The organism is Vreelandella zhanjiangensis DSM 21076, from assembly GCF_000377665.1.
Taxonomy (GTDB): Bacteria; Pseudomonadota; Gammaproteobacteria; order Pseudomonadales; family Halomonadaceae; genus Vreelandella; species Vreelandella zhanjiangensis.
The window spans coordinates 111,984-137,045 of the sequence record NZ_KB898654.1 but is presented as its reverse complement, the minus strand read 5'-3'; the positions used below and the strand labels follow the sequence as shown (position 1 = coordinate 137,045).

The following is a 25,062-nucleotide window of genomic DNA, read 5'->3' as shown; positions in this document are numbered from 1 at the left end:
GGAGTTTTGCATGGCAACCTTACAACTTAACAATATTACCAAGCGCTTTGGCGACACCTCGGTACTCAAGGGCATCGATCTTGACGTGAACGATCAGGAGTTTGTGGTCTTTGTCGGGCCTTCGGGGTGCGGTAAATCAACGCTAATGCGCATTATCGCAGGGCTGGAAAGCGCCACCGACGGTGACATTGTGATCGACGCCCAACGCATGAACGAGGTCGGCCCGGCCGACCGCGGCCTGGCCATGGTGTTTCAAAGCTACGCCCTGTATCCGCACATGACCGTGGAAGGCAACATGGGTTTTAGTATGCGCCTGGCCGGCGTGCCTAAAGAGGAGCGCCGCGCCAAGGTGCTGGAAGCGGCCAAGGTACTCCAGCTTGAGCCGCTGCTGGATCGTAAGCCCAAAGCGCTCTCCGGTGGTCAGCGTCAGCGGGTGGCCATTGGCCGGGCGATAGTGCGCAATCCGAGTATTTTCCTGTTTGATGAGCCGCTCTCCAACCTGGATGCCGCGCTGCGCGTGCAGATGCGCATCGAGCTTGCCCGCCTGCACGATAAGCTCAACGCCACCATGATTTACGTCACCCACGACCAGATCGAAGCCATGACTATGGCCGACAAGATTGTCGTGTTGCATGACGGTGTGGTCGAGCAGGTGGGCTCACCCATGGCGCTCTATCATCACCCGGCTAACCGCTTTGTAGCGGGCTTTATCGGCTCGCCCAAGATGAATTTCTTTAATGTCGACTTGTTAAGCGTATCGCCTGAGGGTGTCTATATACGTTTGCCCGGTGGGGGGGAGTGCACGGTGCCCGCCGATGGCCATACCCTTGAGCAGGACGCAACGCTTGAACTGGGTGTCCGGCCAGAACACCTGGTGCTGGATGAGGCGGGCGCGTTAAGCGGTCAAATTGAAGTGCTTGAGCGTTTAGGCGGGCAAACATCGCTTTATGTGCGCATGGGAGAACTGCTGGTAACCCTGATGGCCGATGGCGATGTGGGCTACCGGGTACACGAAACCGTGCGCTTTAGCTTCGCCCCTGAGCGTGCGCATCTGTTTGATAGCGACGGCCGTGCGCTGGCAAGCCTTACCCAGCATCCGCTGGCCGGGCTGACCCGACAGGATAACCGTACCCCAGGTGCTGCCGAGGCCCCGGTATGAAGGTTGTGATATTCGATTGCGATGGCGTGCTGGTCGATAGCGAAGCACTGGCGGAAGGCGTGCTGGAAGAGTATCTCGGCCAGTGGCTTCCGGATATAAACGTGGCCGAGCGGTTAAGCCAGGCGCTGGGGATGACCACGGGCGATATCCTTAAATATCTTGAGCAGCACAGCGCGTATACGTTACCTGATAACGCCACCGAACTGATGGATACGGCTATCGAGGAGCGCTTGGCGCACGAGCTTAATCCCATGGCGGGCGCCTATGACGCGGTGCTTGCGATTCCCCTGGCCAAGGCGGTGGTGTCCAACAGCCGCCGCAAACGGGTAGTGGCATCGCTTTCCAGCACCCGGTTGGCCGATGCGTTTGGCAAGGGCACGTCCATTTTTACCGCCGACCAGGTCGCTAACCCAAAGCCTGATCCAGCGCTTTATCTGCTCGCCGCCGCTGAGCTGGGTTGCCTACCCAGTGATTGCCTGGTGATAGAAGACAGCGTGGCCGGTGTTACCGCTGCCCGCGCCGCCGGTATGTGCGTGATTGGTTTTGTCGGCGCAAGCCATGTGGATGCCGAACAGCCCGGGCGACTTCAACAAGCGGGTGCCTGGCGCATTTTGGAACATATGCAAGGGCTTGGCGCGCTGGTGAATGAATGGCAGGTACGTGCCGCCAGCTAATCCGGTGGCTATCAGCATTCGATAATAGCGGGGCGGCAATGAAGCTAACCCATAAAGTGGCGATGATTTCCGGCGGCGGCGCCTTTTTAGCCAGTTCCTTACCAGGAGAGCGATGATGACCCAGCTTAATAATCACAATGTGGGCAAACTAGGCTCCCCCATTGGCACTCCTCTTTATGACCGGAGCACGGTAACGCCGGGCATCGTGCATATTGGCGTGGGCGGTTTCCACCGTGCCCATCAGGCGATGTATCTTGATGCGTTGATGAATCAGGGGCTGGCACTTGATTGGGGAATCGTCGGGGTTGGCGTCATGCCGGGTGATAGACGCATGCAGCAGGTGCTCGCCGCGCAGGATCATCTGTATACCCTGGTGGTCAAGCACCCTGGCGGCGAGTACGCGCCGCGGGTCATCGGCAGTATGGTGGATTACCTGTTTGCCCCGGAAGACCCCGAGGCGGTCATTGAGCAGATGGCCGACCCGGCGATTCGGATTGTGTCGCTCACCGTGACCGAAGGGGGCTACAACTTTCACCCGGTGACCGGCGAGTTCAATCTTGAAACTCCCCAGGTGCGCGATGACCTGGCCCACCCTGAAAAGCCCTCGACCAGTTTTGGCTTGGTCGTTGAGGCGCTGGTACGCCGCCGCGAGCGTGGTATCGCGCCGTTTACCGTGATGTCGTGTGACAACATTCAAGGCAATGGCGACGTAGCCAAGCGCATGTTCACAGCCTACGCCCGCGCCCGTGATAGCCAGCTGGGCGAGTGGCTTGCTGCAGAAGTCGCGTTTCCCAACGCCATGGTGGACCGCATCACGCCCGTTACCGCACAGGCGGATATCGACGAGCTGGCGCATCGCTTTGGTATTGATGATGCCTGGCCCGTGGTGTGTGAGCCGTTTACCCAATGGGTGCTGGAAGACCATTTCCCGCTGGGCCGCCCGCCGGTTGAGCAGGTAGGCGTGCAGGTGGTTGAGGATGTCGAGCCTTATGAATTGATGAAGCTGCGGCTTTTAAATGCCAGCCATCAGGCGCTCACCTATTTTGGTTATTTAGCGGGCTATCGCTATGCCCACGAGGTTTGCCAGGACCCGCTATTCGTGGGCTTTTTGCTGGGCTATATGCGCGAAGAGGGCTCGCCCACGCTAGCCCCGGTACCGGGCGTGGACCTGGAGACTTACCGCTTAACCCTGATTGAGCGTTTCGCCAATCCTGAAATCAAGGACACGCTGGCGCGGCTGTGTGCGGAAAGCTCTGATCGTATCCCCAAGTGGCTGGTGCCGGTGATTCATCATCAACTGGCCCACGGTGGTGAGATCAAGCGCAGTGCTGCGGTAGTGGCCAGCTGGGCACGCTACGCTGAAGGTATCGATGAGCAGGGCGAGCCTATCGAAATAGTGGACCGCTTAAAAGACACGCTCACCGCGATTGCTGCTGAAAACCGTACACGGCCGAGTGCATTTATCGACAACCGTGAACTGTTTGGCGACTTATCCGACCACCCGCGCTTTCATGAGGCCTATGTGCAAACGCTTAACTCGCTGCATAAGCACGGCGCACGGGTTACGCTGCAAGCACTTGTGGTCTCCAAAGGAACGCTGTGATGTATATCGGAGTGGATTGCGGTACGCAAAGTACCAAGGTCGTGGTGGTTGATATCGAACGGGGCGCTATTCTTGGCGAGGCTAGTCGGCCACACCGGCTGGATGAGGGCGAAAACGGGCGGCGCGAACAGGCGCCGTCTGAATGGCTTGCTGCTTTAAAAGGGGCTTTTTTTAGCGCCCTGGAGCGCGCAGGGATAAGCGCCGAGCAGGTGCGGGGTATCGGCGTTTCCGGCCAGCAGCACGGCATGGTGGCACTCGATGCTGACGGCGCGCCGGTCTATCCCGCCAAGCTTTGGTGCGATACCGAAACCAGTGTGCAGAACAGTGAGCTTGTTGCCCGCTTGGGCGGCGAGGCTGGCTGCCTGGAAAAGCTCGGCCTTGTACTGCAAACCGGCTATACCGCCTCCAAAATCGTCTGGCTGCGAGAACATCAGCCGGATGCCTATCGGCGCATCGATAGTCTGTTGTTGCCCCACGACTACCTGAATTTTTGGCTGACTGGCGAGCGGGTGACCGAAGCGGGCGACGCTTCAGGTACCGGCTATTTTGATACCCGAACGCGGCGCTGGCAGTTAGATGTATTCGCGGAGATAGCCCCGGAACTTGATCCGCAGCGCGTACTGCCGCGGTTGTTGGAAGCCCATGAGCCTGCCGGGGTTGTACGCCTGCTTGCCGCCCGCGAGCTAGGGCTTGGCGATGACGTGGTAGTGTCCTCCGGAGGTGGCGATAATATGCTGGGCGCCATAGGCACCGGCAATATCACCCCAGGGCTAATAACGCTAAGCCTGGGGACGTCCGGTACTGTATGCGCCTACTCGCCTGAGCCGGTTATCTGCGATAACGCTATGGTGGCGAACTTTTGCTCAAGCACCGGCGGCTGGCTGCCGCTTATTTGCACCATGAACGTCACCTCGGCGACTACCCGGATACGCGAGCTGTTTGGCTTGGATCTGGCCACGTTTAGCGAGCAGGTAGCCAGCGCCCCGGTGGGCGCTGATGGGGTTACCGTGCTGCCATTTTTCAACGGCGAACGCGTGCCAATGCTGCCGGAAGCCTCGGCGGATTTTCTGGGCTTGACCAGTTTAAATACCACTCAGGCAAACCTTTGCCGCGCGGTGGTGGAAGGGGCAACCTTTGGGCTGCGCTATGGGCTTGAACTGCTAGGTGATTTAACGGCGGGCGCGAGCCAGATTCGTCTGATCGGCGGTGGTGCCAATAGCCCAATATGGCGACAAATGGTGGCTGATATTACCGGCACCGAAGTGATTTGCCCCGAGATTACCGATGCCGCTGCGTTAGGCGCGGCGATTCAGGCGGCCTGGTGTGATCAGCGTTCTCAGGGCGTTACCCTGGAGGCATTGTGCCAGCGTATGGTTCATCTTGATGCCCAGTCGCTTGCCGAGCCCAACCTGGCCCGCGTTGAAGCCTACCAGGACGTTTATACGCGCTACACCCAGGCGCTGAAGCAGCGCCACCAGGGCGTATAGCACGTCAATCTTTCAGACGCTCAGGCTTTCAGAGCATCAACGCACGCAGGGGGTAGCTGGCACACCAGGAAGTACACCTACCCCTCGCATTGGCCAAGGCGAGAAGCGCTTTTTCAGCTCTACCCACTGATTAATCATTTACTACTCTTTGGTGCTACTTGCAGCGGTGGCGTTGAGTGCTGCGTGACAGTGCGAGAGTCTTACTCTGGGTAACCAGCGACTTAACAATAAAGCGTAAGATAGCGGTAGAAAATCTTAAGACTAAATAGCGCTAAAAAGGTGCCCTCATACGATGCTTTGGTCTAGGGTAAAGGGGCACCCCTTGACAATGCTGTGTACATACAATTAGGCAGACTTCAAGTCTAGCATACATACATGAATGTAACTATAATGCCATCCTTTGCAAATGGCTTACTTGCAGCACCACCCTTCGTTGACACCTAGAGGCACTTCCATGCGACTGGCACACTGGGCAGTCAATGCCCCTTTACGACCCTTATTATTGGCTGTTCTTACCGCGTCTGTTGTGTTGCCCGCACAGGCGGCTGACCTTGTCACCATTACCCGTGATGCATTGAGCAACAATGCTTCGTTGAACTCGGCGCGCGCCCAGTATTCTGGTGTGGAAGCCGCGCGGGATGTCGCGCGTGGCGGGTTGCTGCCCCAGGTAAATGCGTCAGGCAACGTGGTACATCACGAACAGTTTGAAAGCCAGTCGTCCGCCAGAGCCCCAGGAGCCGGAACCGACGCGGGAACCGGTGCAGGCGTGGGTGTCGGTGGTGGTGAAGACCGCTACAACAGCCTGTCGCTTACTTTGGAAGCCACCCAGATACTGTTTAACGAAGTCACGCGCCAGCAGGTAACCCAAGCCGAGCGCCAGATTGACCAGCAGGTGTATTTGCTGGCCGCGACCGAGCAGCAGTTACTGATTGATGTGGCGAGCGCTTATTTCGATATTCTGCGGGCCAATGAGGTACTGGAAGCCAGGCAGGCTCAAGAGCGTGCTATTGGGCGCCAGTTAGAGCAGGCCAGCGAACAGTTTGAAGTAGGCTTGATTGCGATTACCGAAGTGGAAGAGGCGCGGGCAAGCTTTGACCAGTCGCGCGCCGACCGTATCGCGGCCGAAAGTAATCTTCAGGTGGCTTTTGAAGTGCTTGAGCAGTTAACCGGTCAGCGTTATGCCGATATCGATTCCCTGGGCGATATGCCGGTTGCCGTACCCACTAACGATCGTGATTACTGGGTCGAGCAAGCTATCGAACGTAACCCGCAAGTACTTGCCCAGCAGGCGGGTATCGAAATTTCCCGTGTGGGTGTCGATATTGCCCGTGCTGGCCGTCTTCCAACCTTTCAGGCATTTGCTAATTACCAGCATGCCGCCAATGACCTTGATGCTGTCAGCGGCTATGACGCCTCAAGCCAGATTGGCGTATCTGCCAACCTGCCTATCTACACCGGCGGTAGCACCAGCGCGAGCATTCGCCAGGGGACTTACCAGCTAGAGAGCACCCAGTACGAGTTCGAGTCGCAGCGTCGTACCACGATCCAGCAGGTACGTTCGCTCTATACCCAGGTGAGCAACAACGTCGAAACGGTTGAAGCGCGCCAACAGGCCATTGTGTCGACAGAAAGTGCACTGGAAGCCACGCGGGCAGGCTATGAAGTCGGTACCCGGAACATTGTTGATGTACTAAATGCTGAGCAGAACTATTACAACGCTATCGCCAACTATGCAGAAGCCCGTTACGACTATGTGGTGAACCTTCTCTCGTTGCGCCAGCAGTCAGGCCTGCTTGACGTGCCGGCAATCGAAGAAGTCAACGCCTGGCTAACCGGCGAGCAGGTGAGCTTTACACTGCCTGATGGCGGTGAAGACAATTATCAGCGTGCCATGGATATCGGGGCTCCGCCCACTCCCGGCATGTAACAACGTTTAATAGACATGGCTTCAGACTAGCGACCGTGCTTTATAAGTTTAGCGTCGCTTAAAAGGCATTGTGGCGTCGTTAGTCAACGTTTCGAAAGATCAAGGGATATCAACGTATGAGAAAGGTGATTCACTCAGGCCGAGCGAGTCTAGTAACGCTGATTGCTGTGCTAGCGCTGACGGCCTGCGGCCAGGAACAGCCTCAAGAGGAACAGGGCGCTCAGCAAGAAGCGCCGCCTCACAAGGTAGAAGTGGCCGAAATGGCGCGCCAGGATATTCCGCTTAACAAGTCCTATCCATCGCTGTTACGTAGTGATCGCGAAGTGACACTGGTCGCTCGCGTGAGTGGCTATCTGGAGGAGCGTCATTTCGAGCCGGGCCAGATGGTGGAAGAGGGCGACTCGCTTTATACCATCGAGCCAGACCTTTACCAGGCAACGGTCAACCAGCGTGAAGCCGACCTGCAAAGTGCGCGTGCCGAATATTCCCGCGCCCAGCGTGATGCCCAGCGTTTTGAGCAGTTGTTAGGTCAGAACTCGGTAAGCCGTCAGCAGTATGATCAGGCGCAGGCAGAGCAGCGCGTGGCGCAAGCCAATGTTGCCCAGGCAGAAGCTGCCTTAACCAGCGCCAATCTAGACCTTGGCTATGCCAACGTATCGGCGCCTGTCTCCGGCATGATCAGCTTGAGCCAGATCAACGTGGGTAACTTCGTTAATTCGGGAACCGAGCTTGCCACTATCACGCCACTTGATCCGTTGGAAGTACGCTTTCAGATGCCACAGCGCGATGCATTTGAGCTGCGTCGTCAGTTAAACGAAGCCGGTGATGCTTCCAATATAACTGCGCGCCTGCGTGTGCCAGGCTTAAGCGGTTCAGACGACTCTGAACTGGAAGGGCGTTTAGAGTTTCTGGGCTCGCGGGTGGATAGTGGAACCAGTACGGTTCAGGCGTCTGCCACGTTTGATAACCCTGACGGCGCTATCCTGCCCGGTCAGTTCGTACGCGTGAGCCTTGACGGTTTAAGGCGCTTTAACGTGTTTGCCGTGCCGGAAATTGCGGTCACCCAAGGCTTGATGGGGCCGCGGGTATTTGTGCTGGATGAAGAAGACCAAGCACGCGAGCGCACCATTCAGCTAGGCGAAGTGGCTGGCCCCTGGCAGCTGATTGCCGGTGGTCTGGAAGAGGGCGACCGTGTAGTAGTGGGTGACCCAGCGGGTCTGGAACCCGGCATGGCGATTGATCCACAGCCCTTTAACGGCAATGCCGATGAGCTGGTGGAAAGCGTTGAAGAAGCCGAAGCGCAAGAACAGCAGCAACAGGCTGAGGCCGCGTCAGAAATGACCGACGGCGCTGGCGCAGCGCCGGCAGGTGAAGGGGAAGAGGGTGCTCAATAATGAATCTCTCTAACTTCTTTATCAGTCGTCCGATTTTCGCCACGGTACTGGCGATTATCCTGACACTGGTAGGCACTATGACCATGCGGATACTGCCGATCGAGCAGTATCCGAGCGTGGTGCCGCCCACCGTATCGGTGCAGGCTCAGTTCCCCGGTGCGGATGCTGAAACCGTTGCGCAAACGGTGGCGGCGCCGCTTGCCGAGGCGATCAATGGTGTAGAGGACATGCTGTACATGACCTCTAACAGCGCTGATAACGGCATCATGAGCCTGAGCGTGGCGTTCAATATCGGCACCGATGGTGATATCAATACCATCAACGTCAATAACCGCGTACAGGGAGCGCTTTCGCAGCTACCTGAGCAGGTGCAGTCTCAGGGTGTAACCGTTGAGCTGCGCTCTGACTCCATCTTGATGTTGATCGCCCTGACGTCACCCAGCGGCGACTACAACAACGTTTATATGCAGAACTACGCCACCCTTAACGTTCTCGATGAACTGCGCCAGGTGCCTGGCGTAGGTAACGCCGAGGTGTTGGGTGGCGGCGAGTTCGCCATGCGTATCTGGATGGATCCCGACAAGCTGGCCCAGTACGACTTGACCCCGAGTGAAGTCGCCAGCGCCATTCGCTCGCAGAACACTGAAATTCCGGCAGGTAACCTGGCGGCAACCCCGCAGGGTGAGCCGCGTGCCTATACCTACACGATCACCGCTGGCGGTCGTCTTTCCAATACGGATGACTTCCGCAATATCTATCTGCGCACTAACCCTGATGGCTCATCACTGCGTCTTCAGGACGTAGCGCGTATCGAACTGGGCGCCTCGTTTTACGGTATTGATGCACGGCTGAATGGCTCCACCATGACGCCCATCATCATTAACCAGCAGCCAGGCGCCAATGCCTTGGCAACCGCTGATGCGGTGCGTGCGACAATGGATGATCTGGCCGGGCGTTTCCCGCCTGGGCTTGAGTATGTAACGCCCTATGACACTACTCAGTTTATCGATGCATCGGTAGAAACGGTATTTCATACCTTTATCGAAGCCTTCCTGATCGTTATCGTGATTCTGTTTATCTTTCTGCAGAACTGGCGTTTCACCGTTATTGCCATGTCGGTGGTTCCTGTCTCGGTCATCGGTACCTTTGCAGGTTTTTACCTGTTCGACTTCTCGATCAACCTGCTCACGCTGTTTGCCCTGGTACTTTCGATAGGGATCGTGGTGGATGACGCGATACTTGTCGTGGAAAACGTCGAGCGTGTGCTGAGTGAAGAAGATGATATCTCGGTTCACGACGCCACGATTCGCGCCATGAAAGAGGTTGGCGGGCCGGTTATTGCTACCTCCCTGATTATGGCTGCGGTCTTCGTACCGGTTGCCTTCCTGGGAGGCTTTACCGGGCAGATTTATCAGCAGTTCGCGATTACCGTGGCGATTTCGGTAGCCTTGTCAGCCTTGATGGCGTTGACGTTTACGCCTGCGCTTTCAGCCATCTTTATCAAGCACAACCTGCACCAAACGCGTCAATCGGCCTTCAAGCGGGCAATTACTACGCCGCTACGCCTGTTTGACCGTCTGTTTGCCGGCATTACCGCGGTTTACATGTGGTTTGTGGTAAGGCTGGTGCGCTTTTGGGTGCTGGCGTTGGCATTGACGATTGCGGTAGGAGCGGGTTCTTACTGGCTGTTTGTTAATACGCCTTCAACGCTTGTACCGGAAACCGACCAGGGTATTGTACTGGTCAGCGTATCGCTACCCGATGCGGCTTCGCTTGATCGTACCCAGACGTATATGGCGAAGCTTAGCTCCGCTATTGAAGATATTCCTGGCGTGCAGTATTCCTCGGCGATAGCGGGCTATGACATTTTGGCAAGTGCGGTGAATACGGCGCGTGGGATTATCTTCGTTAACATGGTGCCTTGGGGCGATCGTGACCTGACGGCTGGCTCTTTGGTCGGTCAGATCATGCAGCTCGGGTCGAGTATTGACGGTGGTACGGCCATGGCCTTTAACGTTCCGCCGATCATGGGGCTTTCAACGACGGGCGGCTTCACCGGCTACCTGCAGTCGTTTGACGGTGCTTCGCCTCGCGAGCTTTACGAAGCCTCGCTGCAGATCATGGGCGCAGCTAACCAGCACCCGGCGTTAAATCAGGTGTTCTCCACGTTTAACGTTAACGTGCCTTCGTACCGGGCTGAAATTGATCAGCAAAAAGCCTTGAGCTATGGCGTGGCGCTGGAAAATATCAACTCGGCGCTTGCCAATACCTTCGGTAATGGATTTGTTAACTTCTTCAGTTATCAGAACCGTAACTTCCAGGTGTACCTGCAAAACGAGGATACCTTCCGTAAAACGCCGGATGACGTGAGTAGCGTTTACGTGCGTGGCGGCAATGGCGAGCGTATTCCGCTGTCTGAATTTGTCACGCTGGAGCGTCAGGTAGGTCCCTCGGTAGTTTCACGCTTTGGGGTATATACCGGTGCGCAGTTCCAGGGTGGAGCCGCTCCCGGCTATAGTTCGGCTCAGGCGATTGAAGCCATGGACCAGGTGGTAATGGACACACTAGGCCCGAACTGGGGCATGGGGTGGACGGGTACGGCCTACCAGGAAGCCAACTTGGGTAATACGGCGATGCTCGCCATCGTGTTTGGTATCATGATGGTCTTCCTGATCCTGGCTGCTCAGTACGAAAGCTGGTCGCTGCCGCTGGCGGTACTGACCGCCACACCGTTTGCCTTCCTGGGCGGCATCGGAGGGATTGCGTTACGCGGGCTCGATACCAGCGTGTATGTTCAGATCGGTATGCTGGTGGTCGTGGGGCTAGCAGCGAAGAACGCCATATTGATTGTGGAGTTTGCCGAGCTGCAGCGTAAAGAGCAGGGCAAGTCGATCCGCGAGGCGGCGATTACCGCAGCTGAGCTACGCTTCCGGCCTATCGTCATGACATCACTTGCGTTTATCTTCGGTACCTTGCCGCTGGCACTAGCTACCGGCGCAAGTGACGTCAGCAGCCACCATATCGGCACCACGGTTGCGGTGGGCATGGCATCGGTTGCGGTTCTGGGCAGTCTGTTTATCCCCAGTTTCTACGCCATGATTGCCACTGTATCTGATTGGCTGTATCGCAAGCGCCACCCTAATCGTGATAATCAAAAGCCGGCACTGGAGCATGACCAGCAGTGATGCTTGATTAAAACGCTAAGTGGTTAATGAGCGGGTGTTGCCTTCGGGCAGCGCCCGCTTTTTTTATGTGGGGATGACACGCGTCAAGACACTCAAAGGCAAAAAAGAATAGTTTGGACTACGCTAAAAAAGGAAAATCGTTTTCAGCTTGAACTAATAAAATCATCGCAAGCGAAAACAACACCGGGCGATATGCCTGGAGGAGGACACGCCATGCAACCGTTTGTTTCTGCTGCCCTGCAGTTTCCCACTATCGTGTTTACTTTCCTGCTCGCTTTACTAGCGCTGTATTGGTTATTAGTGCTGGTGCGTATAGCCCCGCTTGAGCTATTTGAGCGTGACAGCCTGCGTGATGACCATATGGCCAGCACATTGGTATCGTTAGGGTTTGCGGGTGTGCCAGCCACACTGGCCCTAACGTTTCTAATCGTCGTGGCGGGAGCGCTTTCATTAGTCATTGAGCTTTTAGCATTACGCTGGCTGTCGTTGGGTATGCTGCGAGTGCCGGTGGGTGTACTTGTCTTATGGATAGTGTTTGCGATTGCCTCACCCATCGCCGCCATGATGTGCCATATGCTGCAGCGTAATTTGCATCGCTATAAGCCGTTCACACGGCGCTGCCTGTTAGGTGCCACGGTGGTGGTATCTGAACGTGAAGGCAATGAATTTGCTACCGCGGTCATTGAAAATGAACCGAATAGCCGCGTAAGGCTGCATTGCAAGCAGGGCGACTGCCCTCAAGAGGGCGAGCGCCGTGTGCTGGTGAAATACCTGGCCGATGAAAGCGCTTATCGCAGCGTTACTGAGCAAACATATCTGGATACCCGGGTACGGTTGAATAAACTGCGCCTTAACCATAAAGGTCATGACGCAGGATATTCGACCTAACGCTACACATTACTTGAACCAGCGCCGCCACTGCCTTGTTAGCCATCGTCCTATGGGTAGCGCGTCATTGGCGGCAGGGCTGGATGGCCGGGAGGACGTTGAATGAGCGGGTAGCGGCTGTTGAAGGAACTGACGAATGGGGGCCACCTGTTCTAAGCGGTCCAGCATGGGGGCATGACCGCAGCCGGGCGCGGTAAGCATTACCAGCTCAGGCTGATCTTTTGACATGCGTGGCAGGGTTGCTGCATCCAGCAGTGTCGAGTGCTCGCCACGAATGACCATGACCGGGCAGCGAATAGCCGCCCAATCCTTCCACATATCCCGCGGAGTATCGTGAATAAACTGCTTGTTGATGCGCGGATCGAAATGGTGGGTCCAACTGCCATCAGGCAGGCGGCGAGCACTGCTTAGCAATAGCTCCCGCCAGGTCGCTTCCTCCTGAATGCCAAAGCTTGCGTAATGCTCTCTTAGCTCAGCATACAATTCGCTCAAGGTAGTGAAGCGGTGATGAGTACTGAAGTAGCTTGCCAGCTCAATCAGCCCATTATTATTTAACTCAGGCCCAACATCGTTAAGTATGAGGCGCGAGATGCGCTTGCTGTGCTCAGCGTGGGCGGCCAATTGTATGCCTAGCAAGCCGCCCATGGAGGTGCCCAGCCAGTCGGTTTGCTCAAGCTTGAAGTGATCCAATACCGCAATGGCAACATTAACGTAGTGGCTATAAAGATAATCGTGGGAGGGAAAAAGTGACCAGCTGGAAAGCCCTCTGCCCGGCGTATCGGGAGCAATAACCCGCCATTCATTACCCAGTGCGCGGGCGAAGGCGTTAAAGTCGCCACCGTGGCGGGCTAAACCGTGCCAAGCTACCAGCGTGCGCGGTGCGTTAGGGTTCCAAATACGTATGGCAACTTCTAGTTCGCGTACGCGGATAAATTCCAGGGCGTCCATGGGATGCTCCAAAGCCTGCAGTCATCCCAGTATAGGTAGATTGCTGCATTGCAGCGAATATCATGGGCTAGCGATGCATGATGCGTATCAAGGTATCAATCAGTTCGCCGCCACGCTGGCGTATGGAAAACGCATGCGGGGTGCGCAGCCAGTCGTGGAAAAGGCCACCAAGTACCGACTGCATCATGCGGGTCGCGACCTCAGGAGTTAAATCTTCACGCAGCAGCTGCTGGTGTTCGGCTTCCTTGAATACGATCAGCATTTCGGAAAAACACTCTTCACCGATCTCATCCTGCATGGCGAGGGGATTGATATCGCTAAAAAATTCGCAGCGATGCAGCAAAATCGACAGGATACGCTGATGAGAAGGTTGCTCAAGGCGTGCCAGGCCTGCATGGCAGGCAAGCCGAATGGCCTCCATCGGGGAAAGCTTTTCGTCGGCTTTACTGACGGCGTCCATCAACGACTGGAACGGCATGCGTACGCGTTCCACCAGTGCCATGAACAGGTCGCCCTTGTTTTTAAAATGCCAGTAGACCGCGCCACGGGTTAACCCTGCATGCCGAGCAATCTGCTCAAGAGACGTGCGTGCGACACCCTTTGCAAAAAATACCTCCTCGGCAGCATCCAGCAGCGCTTCACGAGTAGCAGCCGCTTCCGCTTTGGTCTTTCTTGCCATGGAAACGCAACCTCAGTAATGACACAAGATGATCTTATTTTATCTGATACGCCACGATTTTTACATTCAAAACTGTATGGATAGATGATTAAACGCATTACATGTGTTATCAACTTTGTATGCTTTCCATAATGCACAGGCGCTAACCCTGCGAATGGGCGTTTAGGCTTATAGCATCACTTGGTTAATGCCATCGTGCATGCGTGGGAATACCGCTGGTAATAGGAATTTCAAGATGGCGCGAGCAGCTTTTCAACTCGCTGGGCATACCGTAGAGCCTGGCCAACGTTCACAAATCGACGTGCCGGTTGCGCGTCTTTACACCCATACACCCCTACATATTACGGTTGAAGTCGTACACGGGCGCAAAGAGGGGCCCGTTATGCTGGTGTGCGGCGGGATTCATGGTGATGAAATCAATGGCGTGGAAATCGTCCGCCGCCTGCTGCGCTCAAAAGCTATTAAAAGCCTGCGCGGCACGCTGATTGCCGTGCCCGTGGTGAACGTGTTTGGCTTTTTGCAGCAGACCCGCTATCTGCCAGACCGGCGTGACCTTAACCGCTGTTTCCCCGGCAGTGAAACCGGCTCCCTGGGTGGACGAATTGCCGCGCTGTTTCGTGAGCAGATCGTGGATAAAGCCACGCATATTATCGACCTGCACACAGGCGCTATCCACCGCACCAACTTGCCGCAAATTCGCGCGCAGCTAAGCCCTGGCAGTGAAACCGAGCGTATGGCGGATGCCTTTGGCGCGCCGGTGATACTCAACGCAGAGCTGCGTGAGGGCAGCCTTCGCCACTACGCCCAAAACCGAGGCATTCCTGTGCTTACCTATGAAGCGGGCGAAGCGCTACGGTTTGACGAGTGGGCCATCGCTCCGGGCGTGCGGGGCATACTACGTGTGATGCGCCGTTTAGATATGCTGACCGGCGAACAGCGTCGGCGCTCGACTGCGCCAGCAGAGCTTGCCAATGGGTCTAGCTGGGCGCGGGCGCCTATCGACGGTATCTTGAGACCTCAGGTGCGTTTGGGCGCCCGGGTTGCTAAAGGCGAAGTGCTGGGAAAAGTCGCCGATCCGTTTGGCAATCAGGAAGATGAAGTTAAATCGATGGCTGATGGCATTGTGATCGGCATGAGTCGTTTACCACTTGCCAATGAAGGCGAAGCGCTTTATCACATTGCCCGGTTTGATGAGATTGAGGAGGCAGAAACCGCGATTGAAAGCTTTCACTCAAGTCTGACGCCTTTGCCCGACGCGCTGTATTAATCGCGTCATATAAAAAGCCTATCGGCCCAATAAATAAGCAATTCAGTCAGATAAATGGCGTAATGCTCCGCGCTTGACTATACCTTTGGGGGCGTCTTATTAGCTTAAATTAAAAATAACAACGACTGCTCAGTACATAAAATTTATTAAAAACATAGATTTTATAAAAACACGGCGCCCAGGCGCCGTGCCAGCCGTGACATGGAGGAAAGGTAATGACGAGCGGTAATTCCAAATATACGACGACAGGTGCCGGTATTCCGGTTTCAAGCGATGAGCATTCACTTTCGGTAGGGCCCGATGGCCCCATCGTTCTACACGATCATTTCCTGATGGAGCAGATGGCGGCGTTCAACCGGGAGATGATTCCCGACCGTCAGCCTCACGCCAAGGGTAGCGGCGCCTTCGGCCATTTTGAAGTCACTCATGATGTCAGTAAGTACACCAAAGCCAAGTTTCTGAAAAAAGGCACTAAAACCGATGTGCTGATTCGCTTCTCAACTGTTGCGGGGGAAAGCGGCAGCCCGGATACCTGGCGCGATCCGCGCGGCTTTGCGATAAAGTTCTATACCGAAGAGGGCAACTTCGACCTGGTGGGTAACAACACCCCCGTGTTCTTTGTCCGTGACCCGATGAAGTTCCAGCACTTTATCCATTCGCAAAAGCGCCGGGCGGATAACGGCCTGCGTGATCACGATATGCAGTGGGATTTCTGGACGCTTGTGCCTGAGTCCGCCCATCAGGTGGCGTGGCTAATGGGCGATCGTGGCGTACCCGCTACCTGGCGGCACATGAATGGTTACTCCAGCCATACCTATATGTGGGTGAATGACGAGGGTGAGCGGTTCTGGGTGAAGTACCACTTCAAAACCGACCAGGGCATCAAGTGCATGACCCAGGAACAGGCCGACCAGATGGCGGGTAACGATGCGGATTACCACCGCCGTGATCTGTTTGAAGCCATCAAGCGCGGCGAGTATCCCACCTGGACACTGCAGATGCAGATCATGCCCTTCGAGGATGCTAAAACGTATCGCTATAATCCTTTTGATCTGACCAAAGTGTGGCCCCACGATGACTATCCGCTGATGGAAGTGGGTAAGCTGACCCTTAATGAAAACCCCACCGACTTCCATAGCCAAATCAATCAGGCTGCCTTCGAGCCTAACAATATGGTGCCTGGCACCGGGCTTTCACCCGACAAGATGTTGCTGGCGCGTTCAATCTCCTATGCCGATGCCCACCGGGCTCGCCTGGGGGTGAACTACAAGCATATTCCGGTCAATACGCCCAAGTGCCCGGTCAATAGCTATACCCAGGGCGGGGCGATGCGGATGCATAACGCAACGGACCCTGTGTATGCGCCGAACAGTAAAGGCGGCCCCAAAGCCGATGGCGAGCGCTTCCCGGAAGATGCCGTATGGGCGACCAGCGGTGAGCTTGTGCGTACCGCCTATACCTTGCGTAAAGACGATGATGACTGGAGCCAGCCACATACGTTGGTGCGTGAAGTAATGGACGACGCTGCGCGTGATCGCTTGGTATCCAACGTAGTTGGCCACCTTTCGGATGGCGTTACTGAGCCGGTTCTAGAGCGCGCTTTTGAATATTGGCGCAATATCGATCAGGAAGTCGGTGAGCGTATCGAGAAAGGCGTGCGCGGCAACTAAACCACGCTAACGTGAATTAATTGCCGCCCACCGCAGCCCGCTACGTTAAGTCGTAGCGGGCTGTTCGCGTTCTTGTGCCTGCTCTTGAAACTGTTCTTGAGAAAGCTCGCTAACCAGCCCAACAGCATCATCAAACAAACGTAACCCGGCGCCTTCTTTATGCGCGTGTTCCGATAGCAGACGCCGAAAACGCCGACCGCCGTGGCAGCCCTGAAAAAGCCCCAACAGATGACGGGTAATATGGTTAAGCTTTGCGCCTTCATCCAACCGCTGCTGAATATACGGGCGAAACGCCTGGGCCGCCTCAACACGGCTAGCGACAGCCCTCGGCTCACCGTAAAGCAGCGCATCGACCTCAGCGAGTAGCCAAGGGTTTTGGTACGCTTCACGACCAATCATCACGCTATCTACGTGTTTAAGCTGCGCCTGACACTCTTCAAGCGTTTTAATCCCACCGTTGATGCCAATATGCAGCTCAGGGCGGTCCTGCTTTAAACGATGCACGCGCGGGTAGTTGAGCGGCGGCACATCGCGGTTCTCTTTAGGTGATAAACCTTTCAACCACGCTTTGCGCGCATGCACGGTAAATGTCTCGCAACCGGCATCCGCGACTATATCGATAAAGCGCGCTAGGTCGGCGTCCTCATCCTGGTCATCAATCCCGATACGACACTTCACCGTCACCGGAATTGACACCGCAGCCTGCATGGCGCGCACAGCATCGGCGACTTTTTCTGGATAGCCCATCAGGCAGGCGCCAATCATGTTGTTCTGTACCCGATCACTTGGGCAGCCCACGTTCAGATTGACCTCGTCATAACCCCATTCCTCGGCAATCGCCGCGCACTCGGCAAGCTCCCCGGTATCGCTACCGCCCAGCTGCAGGGCGATCGGATGCTCCACGTCGCTGTAACCCAAAAAACGCTCACGCGGCGAGCCGTGCAAAACGGCCCCGGTAGTCACCATCTCGGTATACAGCAGCGCCCGCTTGGTTAACGTACGCGCAAACGCCCGGTAGTCTCGGGTAGTCCAGTCCATCATCGGGGCCACAGAAAAACGGCGGGCCGCATCTGCTGGGCTTAACTTTTTCATATCAATCACTTGCATCTTTCTGATGCTGTATAAATACGCATGTTCAATACCCTTTGATACGGTATAGCCATACTCGATGTACCAGATTTGTACTAAGAGCACGAAATCAGACAATTATCTAAAAAGGTGGTACACCATGGCGACGTATCAAAAGCGGGGAATTCTTTGGCGGGCAATTGTACGCAAGAAAGGGTAGCCAGTACAAAGTAAGACGCTTTCTATGCAGGCGAGTGCGCAGACGCTATTGATACCGAGTTCAACATCCAGATGCCGATGCTATTTCCAAGCACTTAAAATCAAAGCGTTAGAGAATTTAAAAAGGCCGCCTGTAAAGACGGCCTTTAATTTTTTCTATGCTGGTTATAGAAAAGCGTCAGGGTTGGCGAGCCTAAACTACTCGCTCCCTTTAGGGTCGGCTTCATCAGATTTCTGATCAATATTGTCTTTATGAGCGCGCTTTTCCTTGACTACCTGAGCGCCTGGAATGGGCGCTGCTTTGCCAGACGTATTGTGGCCTGGCTCTGAACGAGATTCTTCGTTTTTCTGGTTATCAACGTTGGCGTCTGGTCGATAAGGGCGTGGCTCTTCATGCTGTGACGCTTTTTGCTGAGCATCGGCATCATGAGGCGTGTCTTTATCAATCGTCTGTTTAGCTTTTTGAGCTTCTTCGCCCTTGTTACGCTGTTCATCCGATCCATGGTTCATCGCTTTACTCCTATGCTTGCCTGGTGTTCGCTTTGAAAAAGCCAAATTGGCTCTTTCTATTTATAGGGTAGAACAGCCCTTTGAAAACTGCAGGCACAAAAAAGTACCGTAAGGTAGTGGGTCGAAGAGCAGGTATAAGTATCGGTTTACATCCCTATTAAAGGCACCCAAACATGCTCATAACCAATAGACAAAGCAACGCCCGCCAGCAGCAACGCCATCAACTGATTAAAGCGCCTGAAAAAGGCAGGGTTCCTTATCCGGCCACCCACTAAGCTGCCAACCCAGATGTAGCTTCCGGGGGCGCCTGCGGCAAGTAATGCTAATCCCAGCGACCAAAATACTAAGCTAGCCCCTTGGATACCGGCGGCGGGGAACTGCAGTGTGGCAATGGGTAGGGTTGCCACAATGCCTTTAGGATTAAGCAGCTGTAGCACCAATCCATCGCGATAGCGTAACGTCAGCGGTGGCTGGGTGATTGAATCGAGATCCACGCGCGCTTTAGCGATGTGTATCGCCAAGTAAATAATATAGGCACAGCCGATAACGCTCACCGCTATCAGTAGCTGGCCGTTGATCCAGGCGGCACCGGCCCAGCCGAAGAGTAAAAACAGTAGCAGCATCGCTGTGCCTACGCCCATACAGTAGCCTAGCGAGGTTTTTGTCTGCCCGTTCATACCGGCATTCAGGCCTAGAAAATTCACCGGCCCAGGCGAATACATTACGCCTAAGGCGTAAGCAATAATGGCTAGCATAAAGGTCTCTGTTCAGCTGATAAGATGGCGCTGATATTGGTAGGGCGTTACGCCGTATATGCGCTTAAAGCGTCGGTTGAAATGGCTAAGGTCGGTAAAGCCGTAGCGAAACGTTACCTCGCTAAGCGAAGCGCCTTGCTCAAGTGCACTACACGCCGCATTAACCCGGCAGTTGATTACGTACTGGTAGGGCGTGATGCCTAGCTGCTGACGGAAAAGCCGCAGGAAATGAAACTTGGAAAGATGCGCGGCCTGGCTAATCGCTTCAAGCGATAGGTCGGTATCCAAGTGCGCGTGAATATACTCCTTGGCCAAGCCGAGTAGCGCATCAGGCCGGGTAGCGGTATGCCCTGGCTGGTAGGCGCCGCCTAGCTGGGTGATCCGCTCAACGACTTGGTAGAGGGAATTTTCCTGATCAATCTGACTGCCGGTTGTCGTGGTAATAAGCTGAGCCGCGCTTGTTATCCGCTCGCGTAGCGTGGTGTCCTGCACTAATGTGCTGTCGAATCGAAAGTGGGACGCTGTTTCCTGACCCAAGGCGCCTTCAAATAGGGCTTTCACCTGGTCGGGATGAACATACAGCATGACGTAATCAAGCGTACGGTCGCCGCCTGGTTGGCCGTCATGAACGTCGTCCGGGTTAAAGATGATCACGTTGCCTGGAGGGCTGCGGTGATATTGCCCACCGCTGAAAAAGTCCTGACGCCCAGAAAGCGTCACCCCAAAGGCGTACTCTTCATGTGCATGAGGGTCATAGCGAAAATCGAACATCGCTGCCTGTAGCACTTTCAGTGTGGGTATGTGCTGACTTTTAGTGAACTGAAAGCGGCTTGACGATTGCCCCATTGCTAAGCCCCCTTATCAAAATGATATGGCGCTAGTTTAACGCTTGCGACTTGCCTCAGCTTGTACAAAATTGCGCTTTATGGGCGCTGACTGCCCATTTTGAACGGTCGGTAATCTTCTTAATGAATCATAAAGTCAGGTGAGCTTTGATTTAGTTCTGGGTACTGGCTGCTACGCTAGATCGGTAAACGTTGAATCCCAGTACGGCTAATGACAAGGAGGTTACGGTGAAACCGATCAACTCGTTCGATCCTTCACGCCGCCAGGTAGTCGGTGGTCTAGCGACCGGTATGGCCGCCGCTATTGCCGCACCCGCTTTCGCTCAATCATCCACTTCACAGCCCACCGCCAGCACTGGCGCAGCGGGCGCAAGCTCTACAGGAGGCTCTATGCCACAAAAGCAGGACCCGACTAGTCAATATCCCGCACCGCCGTTTTCTGAACAGCCGCAGGAGTGGCCGGGGCTTGCCAGTGAAATGGACCCACGGCCTGACCACGGTGAAGAGAGCTACCGTGGTAGCGGGCGTCTGGAAGGCCGCAAGGCCCTAATCACTGGTGGGGATTCCGGTATCGGCCGGGCAGCCGCCATTGCTTATGCACGCGAGGGTGCTGATGTAGCAATCAACTACCTGCCTGAAGAGGAATCTGATGCCCGGGAGGTGATTGAGTTAATTGAGGCCGAAGGGCGCACTGCGGTTGCCATCCCCGGTGATATCCGTGATGAAGCATTTTGCAGTGAACTGGTCGAGACGGCAGTACAGCAACTGGGTGGATTAGATATCCTGGTTAATAACGCCGCCCGTCAGCAGTGGAAGCCCTCGATCACAGAGCTTAGCCATGATGACTTCGATGCCACAATGAAAACCAATCTTTACGCCATGTACTGGATAACCCAGGCGGCGATGCCTCACCTGGAAGCTGGCGCGGCCATTATCAACACTACCTCGGTGGTGGCCTACGATCCGCCTAAAATCCTGCTGGATTACTCAATGACCAAAGCAGCGATCATCGCGTTTACCAAGGCGCTGGCCAAGCAGCTTGCCGAGCAGGGCATTCGCGTTAATGGCGTGGCCCCCGGCCCGTTCTGGACCCCGCTTCAGCCCAGCGGTGGCCAGCCGCAAGAAGCCGTACAAAGCTTCGGTGAAGACGGCCCACTGGGGCGCCCAGGCCAGCCGGCAGAGCTCGCCAGTGCCTACGTGCTCTTGGCTTCGCAAGAGTCCAGCTTTACCACGGGTAACATTTATGGCGCTGGCGGTGGCAATGGTCATCCTTGAACGTTTCTAAGTAGTTCTGGCCCAGCGGGCATTCAAAACGCTGGGCCAAGCCTTCTTTTACATCTCTCCTGATGATTCTCTTCCCGCTATCCTCATGCTGTATTGTCTGGTAATTTCAAGCTTAACTACTGAGCCTTTTTTCAAAGGATAGCTATCCATGTTTACCGGCCTAAGCGCATTTCCATTAACGCCCATGAACGAGCAGGGGATTCGTGAGGACGAGTTTTCCAATTTAGTGGAACGCTTGGCCAAGGCGCAGGTGGACTCTATCGGCGTGCTGGGCTCAACCGGTAGCTATGCTTATCTCTCCCGAGAGGAGCGGACTCGCGTTACCCAGTTGGCGGTAAGCAGCGCAGGTAACGTGCCGGTGATTATTGGCATTGGCGCATTGCGCACGCGAGACGTACTGGCGCTGGCCGAAGACGCTCAGAAAGCGGGTGCTAGCGGCATATTGCTGGCGCCGGTTTCGTATCAGAAGCTGACCGATGACGAAGTGTTTAGCCACTATGAAACGGTTTGCCGTTCATTAAGCGTACCGCTGTGTGTTTACGATAATCCGGGCACGACCCACTTTACGTTCAGCGACGAGCTACATGGCCGTATTGCCCATTTGCCTCAAGTACGCTCAATCAAGATCCCCCCGGTCAGTACGGATATCAATGCTGCCCGCGAGCGGATTGCACGTTTGCGTGCCTTGATTCCAGAGGATGTTACCTTGGGAATAAGCGGTGACGCCGTCGCATCCACCGGCCTAATCGCGGGGTGTGACAGCTGGTATTCCGTATTGGGGGGGTTATTTCCTGAAACGGCGCTGGCGATAACGCGAGCAGCCCAGGCGGGCGATGCTCAAATGGCCCAGCGTCTATCTGATCAGCTTGAACCCTTCTGGGCTTTATACCGTGAATACGGGGGAAGCTTGCGGGTTATCGCCACCGCCGCGGAGATACTGGGCAAGGTCAGCACGCCCTGTTTGCCGCTGCCGCTCAACACTTTGCAGGACAACCAGCGAAGCAGGGTAGAGCAGGTCGTTGAGCAGCTTGATCTACGGTAGGCGGAAGTGAGCGTGAAGTGGCGTTATTCGGTTAGCTTGATCAGCCGATCCGGATAGTCGGTAAACAAACCGCTCACGCCCCAATCCAATAAACGCTGCATCTCATCGGTTTCGTTAATAGTGTAGATATGTACCGGCAGGCCGTTTTCCTGAGCCTTTTGAATAAACGCAGCATCGATGACTTCTTCACCTTCATAGATAAAATTGGTGCCCATGCCTACCGCATATTCAGCGACTGTCTGAAAATCCTCATTGGTGATTTCCTGCGGCCCCGGTGTCACGCCTGTCCACTCAACCAGGCGTTCGTCGTCTTCTTCGCTTGGGTAATACCACACCAGCTGAATCAGCGGAATCTTGTCGTTGAGCTCATGAATTGTCAGTAGGCTCTCCTGCGCAAACGACTGAATCAGCACGCGTCCAGTGTCAATCATGTCAAACGCTTCCAAGCGCTTAACAAGCGCCGCTTCAACACCCGGGTTCAACTGGGGGGACTTGGTTTCCAGATAGTAGCGGGCATCCTGACCGAAGCGGTTGAAGACCTCTTCAAGCGTTAATATCTCGGCGCCAATAAAAGCGTCATCTGCCAGATCAGGGTAGGCGTCGTTAAACCATGATCCCGTATCCAGGTCTTTAAGTTCGGCAAGCGTATAGTCGTTAATATGGCCTTCGCCGTTACTGGTGCGCTCGAGGGTATCATCGTGAAAGGCGACCAGCTCACCGTCAGAGGTCATCTGGATATCCAGTTCCAGGTAGTCTGCTCCCCATTCATGGGCCAGCTCGAGTGCGGCCATGCTGCTTTCCGGAGCGTGGCCGCTGGCGCCGCGATGGGCAATCACCTGAAACGAATCTAGATCCTTTAGCTGTTGCTCCAGCGGGGACGTTTCTGCTAATGCAGTAGAGGCGGTAACACCAGCGAAAAGACCTAATGACACGGCAGTAAATAACGAAGAATGGCTCATAAACGTTCCTTTTAGTGAATGCTTAGCCAATCACCCTACTTCGTTTACTACCTCATTCCAAATGACGCTGTGTGTAAACTTGCGCACTGCATCAAGCTTCATGTACCGGGTGTGCTAACGGCCAGTGCGGCTTTGTGCCAAGTGTTTAACAAGCGCCTCGGCCTCGCGAGGGTGGGTAAGGCGCACGATACGAATATGGCGATAACGGGTGTCAATCAAATCGGCAAGATAGCGCCGCTGGTTGGAGCGCCAACTGGTCAGCATCCACCAGAGAATCGAGTCTCGGCTCATAAAGGTCTTGCGAAACGATTCGCGGTTGCCCGTATCGGGCCAAAGTTCTTTGCGGCTAATGATGCGGCCAATTGCGCGGCAGAGGGATTGGCGTAAGACGCGCCAGAACCCGTAATCCAGCCAGATGATCATATCGACCTCGCGCCACTTGAGATCACGGGTGCGGTTAAAATTGCCGTCCAGTACCCAGCCGCCCGGGGCTGCGCTTAAAGCGGCTTCCAGCGCGACGAAAAATTCATCGTCCGGCGTGCCTTGCCAGTTAGCACGCCAGAAAAGCTGGTCAAGCTGAATATAGGGAACGCCCAGGGCGTGGGATAGTTGCTTAGAGAGCGTGCTTTTACCGCTGCCGCTGCTGCCGACGACATTGATTTTCATGATGCAGCCCTGTTCAAGCGGCGCGCTAGTTTACGTAGGTGACAACCTTTGGGCAAATAGACACGACGCCTAGGGCATAAAAACGTAAAGTAGTTGCTGCTTGCTATTTTTACTTAAAAGGAACTCAGTGTGGATGCGTTAACTTGGCTAACTTATGTGGGTGTCATCTTTGCCTTGATCATTTTTCCAGGGCCGGTGGCGCTGCTTTGTACAAGCCACGGGTTAAAGTTTGGCCGAAAGCACACGACCGCCACCGTTCTGGGCGGCGCCTTGTCTTCGCTGGTCTTAATGATGGTTTCCTCGCTGGGATTGGGCGCTATCCTGGCCGCTTCGGAAAGTGCCTTTTATATTCTGAAACTGGTTGGCGGTGCCTACCTGATTTATTTGGGCATCGCGGCCTGGCGGGATTCATCTAGCATTGATATTCACAGCCCTTCAGCCGCCAGCAATCAGCGTGTACCGATGAAAACGCTCTTCCGGCGTGGTTTTATGGTGGGCATCAGCAATCCCAAGGATCTGCTGTTCTTCGCCGCGCTGTTTCCCAACTTTATCGATGTGAGCCAGCCTCAACTGATTCAGTTCGTGATTCTGGCAGTGACGTGGCTGGTGATCGATTTCACCCTGATGTCGACTTACGCAGGGCTTGGCTCCAGCATAAGCCGCTGGTTTCAAAGTCCGCGCCGCTATAAGCGTTTCAAGCGTGCCACCGGCAGCTTGTTTATTGCCGCTGGCGGGACGTTAATGGCGTCCAATCATTAGGTTGGATATTTGTAAATCCAGCTAATATCGGCAATGCCTACAGCTTATTTAAAATAAGAATATAAAATAGTTTT

21 protein-coding genes are annotated in these 25,062 nt (G+C 55.1%); 13 read left to right on the top strand and 8 right to left on the bottom strand.

The features are described from left to right. The first annotated feature begins 10 nt into the window (after positions 1-10). The 8 genes from D467_RS0116800 (at position 11) to D467_RS0116765 (ending at position 12,317) form a co-directional block, all read left to right on the top strand. Positions 11-1,159 (top strand): ABC transporter ATP-binding protein, encoded by a 1,149-nt coding sequence (locus D467_RS0116800; protein ID WP_018918704.1) that lies wholly within the window; start codon positions 11-13, stop codon positions 1,157-1,159. Beyond that, the gene (locus D467_RS0116795) at positions 1,156-1,833 is read left to right on the top strand and encodes an HAD family hydrolase (RefSeq protein ID WP_018918703.1); all 678 of its coding nucleotides are present in this window, start codon (positions 1,156-1,158) and stop codon (positions 1,831-1,833) included. The genes D467_RS0116800 and D467_RS0116795 overlap by 4 nt, the downstream gene beginning before the upstream one ends. 115 nt (positions 1,834-1,948) lie before the next feature. Then, on the top strand, positions 1,949-3,436 hold the full coding sequence (locus tag D467_RS0116790; protein ID WP_018918702.1) for a mannitol dehydrogenase family protein: 1,488 nt from the start codon (positions 1,949-1,951) through the stop codon (positions 3,434-3,436). Then, the gene (gene xylB, locus D467_RS0116785; RefSeq protein WP_018918701.1) at positions 3,436-4,923 is read left to right on the top strand and encodes a xylulokinase; all 1,488 of its coding nucleotides are present in this window, start codon (positions 3,436-3,438) and stop codon (positions 4,921-4,923) included. The genes D467_RS0116790 and xylB overlap by 1 nt, the downstream gene beginning before the upstream one ends. Before the next feature lie 454 nt (positions 4,924-5,377). Beyond that, a complete protein-coding gene (locus D467_RS0116780) occupies positions 5,378-6,850 on the top strand; it encodes a TolC family outer membrane protein (protein ID WP_018918700.1) in 1,473 nt (490 codons plus the stop codon). Positions 6,851-6,966: 116 nt separating this feature from the next. Continuing rightward, complete coding sequence (locus D467_RS0116775; protein ID WP_018918699.1) at positions 6,967-8,244, top strand: efflux RND transporter periplasmic adaptor subunit; 1,278 nt, start codon at positions 6,967-6,969, stop codon at positions 8,242-8,244. Continuing rightward, complete coding sequence (locus D467_RS0116770) at positions 8,244-11,429, top strand: efflux RND transporter permease subunit (protein ID WP_018918698.1); 3,186 nt, start codon at positions 8,244-8,246, stop codon at positions 11,427-11,429. The genes D467_RS0116775 and D467_RS0116770 overlap by 1 nt, the downstream gene beginning before the upstream one ends. Before the next feature lie 213 nt (positions 11,430-11,642). Then, complete coding sequence (locus D467_RS0116765) at positions 11,643-12,317, top strand: hypothetical protein (RefSeq protein ID WP_018918697.1); 675 nt, start codon at positions 11,643-11,645, stop codon at positions 12,315-12,317. Between the two features lie 9 nt (positions 12,318-12,326). On the opposite strand, the gene D467_RS0116760 is transcribed toward D467_RS0116765, so the two are convergent. Together D467_RS0116760 and D467_RS0116755 are read right to left on the bottom strand one after the other, a co-directional pair. Then, entirely contained in the window at positions 12,327-13,265 is a 939-nt protein-coding gene (locus tag D467_RS0116760) for an alpha/beta fold hydrolase (protein WP_018918696.1), read from the bottom strand. A 67-nt stretch (positions 13,266-13,332) separates the two neighbouring features. Beyond that, the gene (locus tag D467_RS0116755; RefSeq protein WP_018918695.1) at positions 13,333-13,944 is read right to left on the bottom strand and encodes a TetR family transcriptional regulator; all 612 of its coding nucleotides are present in this window, start codon (positions 13,942-13,944) and stop codon (positions 13,333-13,335) included. Positions 13,945-14,179: 235 nt separating this feature from the next. Here D467_RS0116755 and D467_RS0116750 point away from each other — a divergent pair, with 235 nt between their 5' ends. Further along, positions 14,180-15,211 carry a succinylglutamate desuccinylase/aspartoacylase family protein gene (locus tag D467_RS0116750; RefSeq protein ID WP_018918694.1) on the top strand — a complete coding sequence of 344 codons (1,032 nt, stop codon included), beginning with the start codon at positions 14,180-14,182 and terminating at the stop codon, positions 15,209-15,211. Between the two features lie 215 nt (positions 15,212-15,426). Next, positions 15,427-16,881 carry a catalase gene (locus D467_RS0116745; RefSeq protein WP_018918693.1) on the top strand — a complete coding sequence of 485 codons (1,455 nt, stop codon included), beginning with the start codon at positions 15,427-15,429 and terminating at the stop codon, positions 16,879-16,881. A 45-nt stretch (positions 16,882-16,926) separates the two neighbouring features. Here D467_RS0116745 and dusA read toward each other — a convergent pair whose 3' ends face one another. The 4 genes from dusA to D467_RS0116725 form a co-directional block, all read right to left on the bottom strand. Continuing rightward, on the bottom strand, positions 16,927-17,973 hold the full coding sequence (gene dusA / locus D467_RS0116740; protein ID WP_040460622.1) for a tRNA dihydrouridine(20/20a) synthase DusA: 1,047 nt from the start codon (positions 17,971-17,973) through the stop codon (positions 16,927-16,929). A 393-nt stretch (positions 17,974-18,366) separates the two neighbouring features. Beyond that, the gene (locus tag D467_RS0116735) at positions 18,367-18,678 is read right to left on the bottom strand and encodes a hypothetical protein (RefSeq protein ID WP_018918691.1); all 312 of its coding nucleotides are present in this window, start codon (positions 18,676-18,678) and stop codon (positions 18,367-18,369) included. Between the two features lie 146 nt (positions 18,679-18,824). Further along, positions 18,825-19,433: a LysE family translocator gene (locus D467_RS0116730; protein WP_018918690.1), complete on the bottom strand. Its 609-nt coding sequence runs from the start codon at positions 19,431-19,433 to the stop codon at positions 18,825-18,827. A gap of 12 nt (positions 19,434-19,445) precedes the next feature. Next, positions 19,446-20,279: an AraC family transcriptional regulator gene (locus tag D467_RS0116725; RefSeq protein WP_018918689.1), complete on the bottom strand. Its 834-nt coding sequence runs from the start codon at positions 20,277-20,279 to the stop codon at positions 19,446-19,448. A gap of 227 nt (positions 20,280-20,506) precedes the next feature. Between D467_RS0116725 and D467_RS0116720 the strand changes: the two genes are divergently transcribed. Together D467_RS0116720 and D467_RS0116715 are read left to right on the top strand one after the other, a co-directional pair. Beyond that, positions 20,507-21,553, top strand: coding sequence for an SDR family oxidoreductase (locus tag D467_RS0116720; protein WP_018918688.1), 1,047 nt, complete (start codon positions 20,507-20,509; stop codon positions 21,551-21,553). A gap of 157 nt (positions 21,554-21,710) precedes the next feature. Then, positions 21,711-22,604 carry a dihydrodipicolinate synthase family protein gene (locus D467_RS0116715; RefSeq protein ID WP_018918687.1) on the top strand — a complete coding sequence of 298 codons (894 nt, stop codon included), beginning with the start codon at positions 21,711-21,713 and terminating at the stop codon, positions 22,602-22,604. Between the two features lie 23 nt (positions 22,605-22,627). Here D467_RS0116715 and D467_RS0116710 read toward each other — a convergent pair whose 3' ends face one another. Together D467_RS0116710 and D467_RS0116705 are read right to left on the bottom strand one after the other, a co-directional pair. Further along, on the bottom strand, positions 22,628-23,563 hold the full coding sequence (locus tag D467_RS0116710) for a glycerophosphodiester phosphodiesterase (protein WP_018918686.1): 936 nt from the start codon (positions 23,561-23,563) through the stop codon (positions 22,628-22,630). 114 nt (positions 23,564-23,677) lie between these two features. Then, complete coding sequence (locus tag D467_RS0116705) at positions 23,678-24,229, bottom strand: P-loop NTPase family protein (RefSeq protein ID WP_018918685.1); 552 nt, start codon at positions 24,227-24,229, stop codon at positions 23,678-23,680. Between the two features lie 129 nt (positions 24,230-24,358). On the opposite strand from D467_RS0116705, the gene D467_RS0116700 reads away from it, so the two are divergent. After that, positions 24,359-24,988 (top strand): LysE family translocator, encoded by a 630-nt coding sequence (locus D467_RS0116700; RefSeq protein ID WP_018918684.1) that lies wholly within the window; start codon positions 24,359-24,361, stop codon positions 24,986-24,988. Positions 24,989-25,062 lie beyond the last annotated feature (74 nt).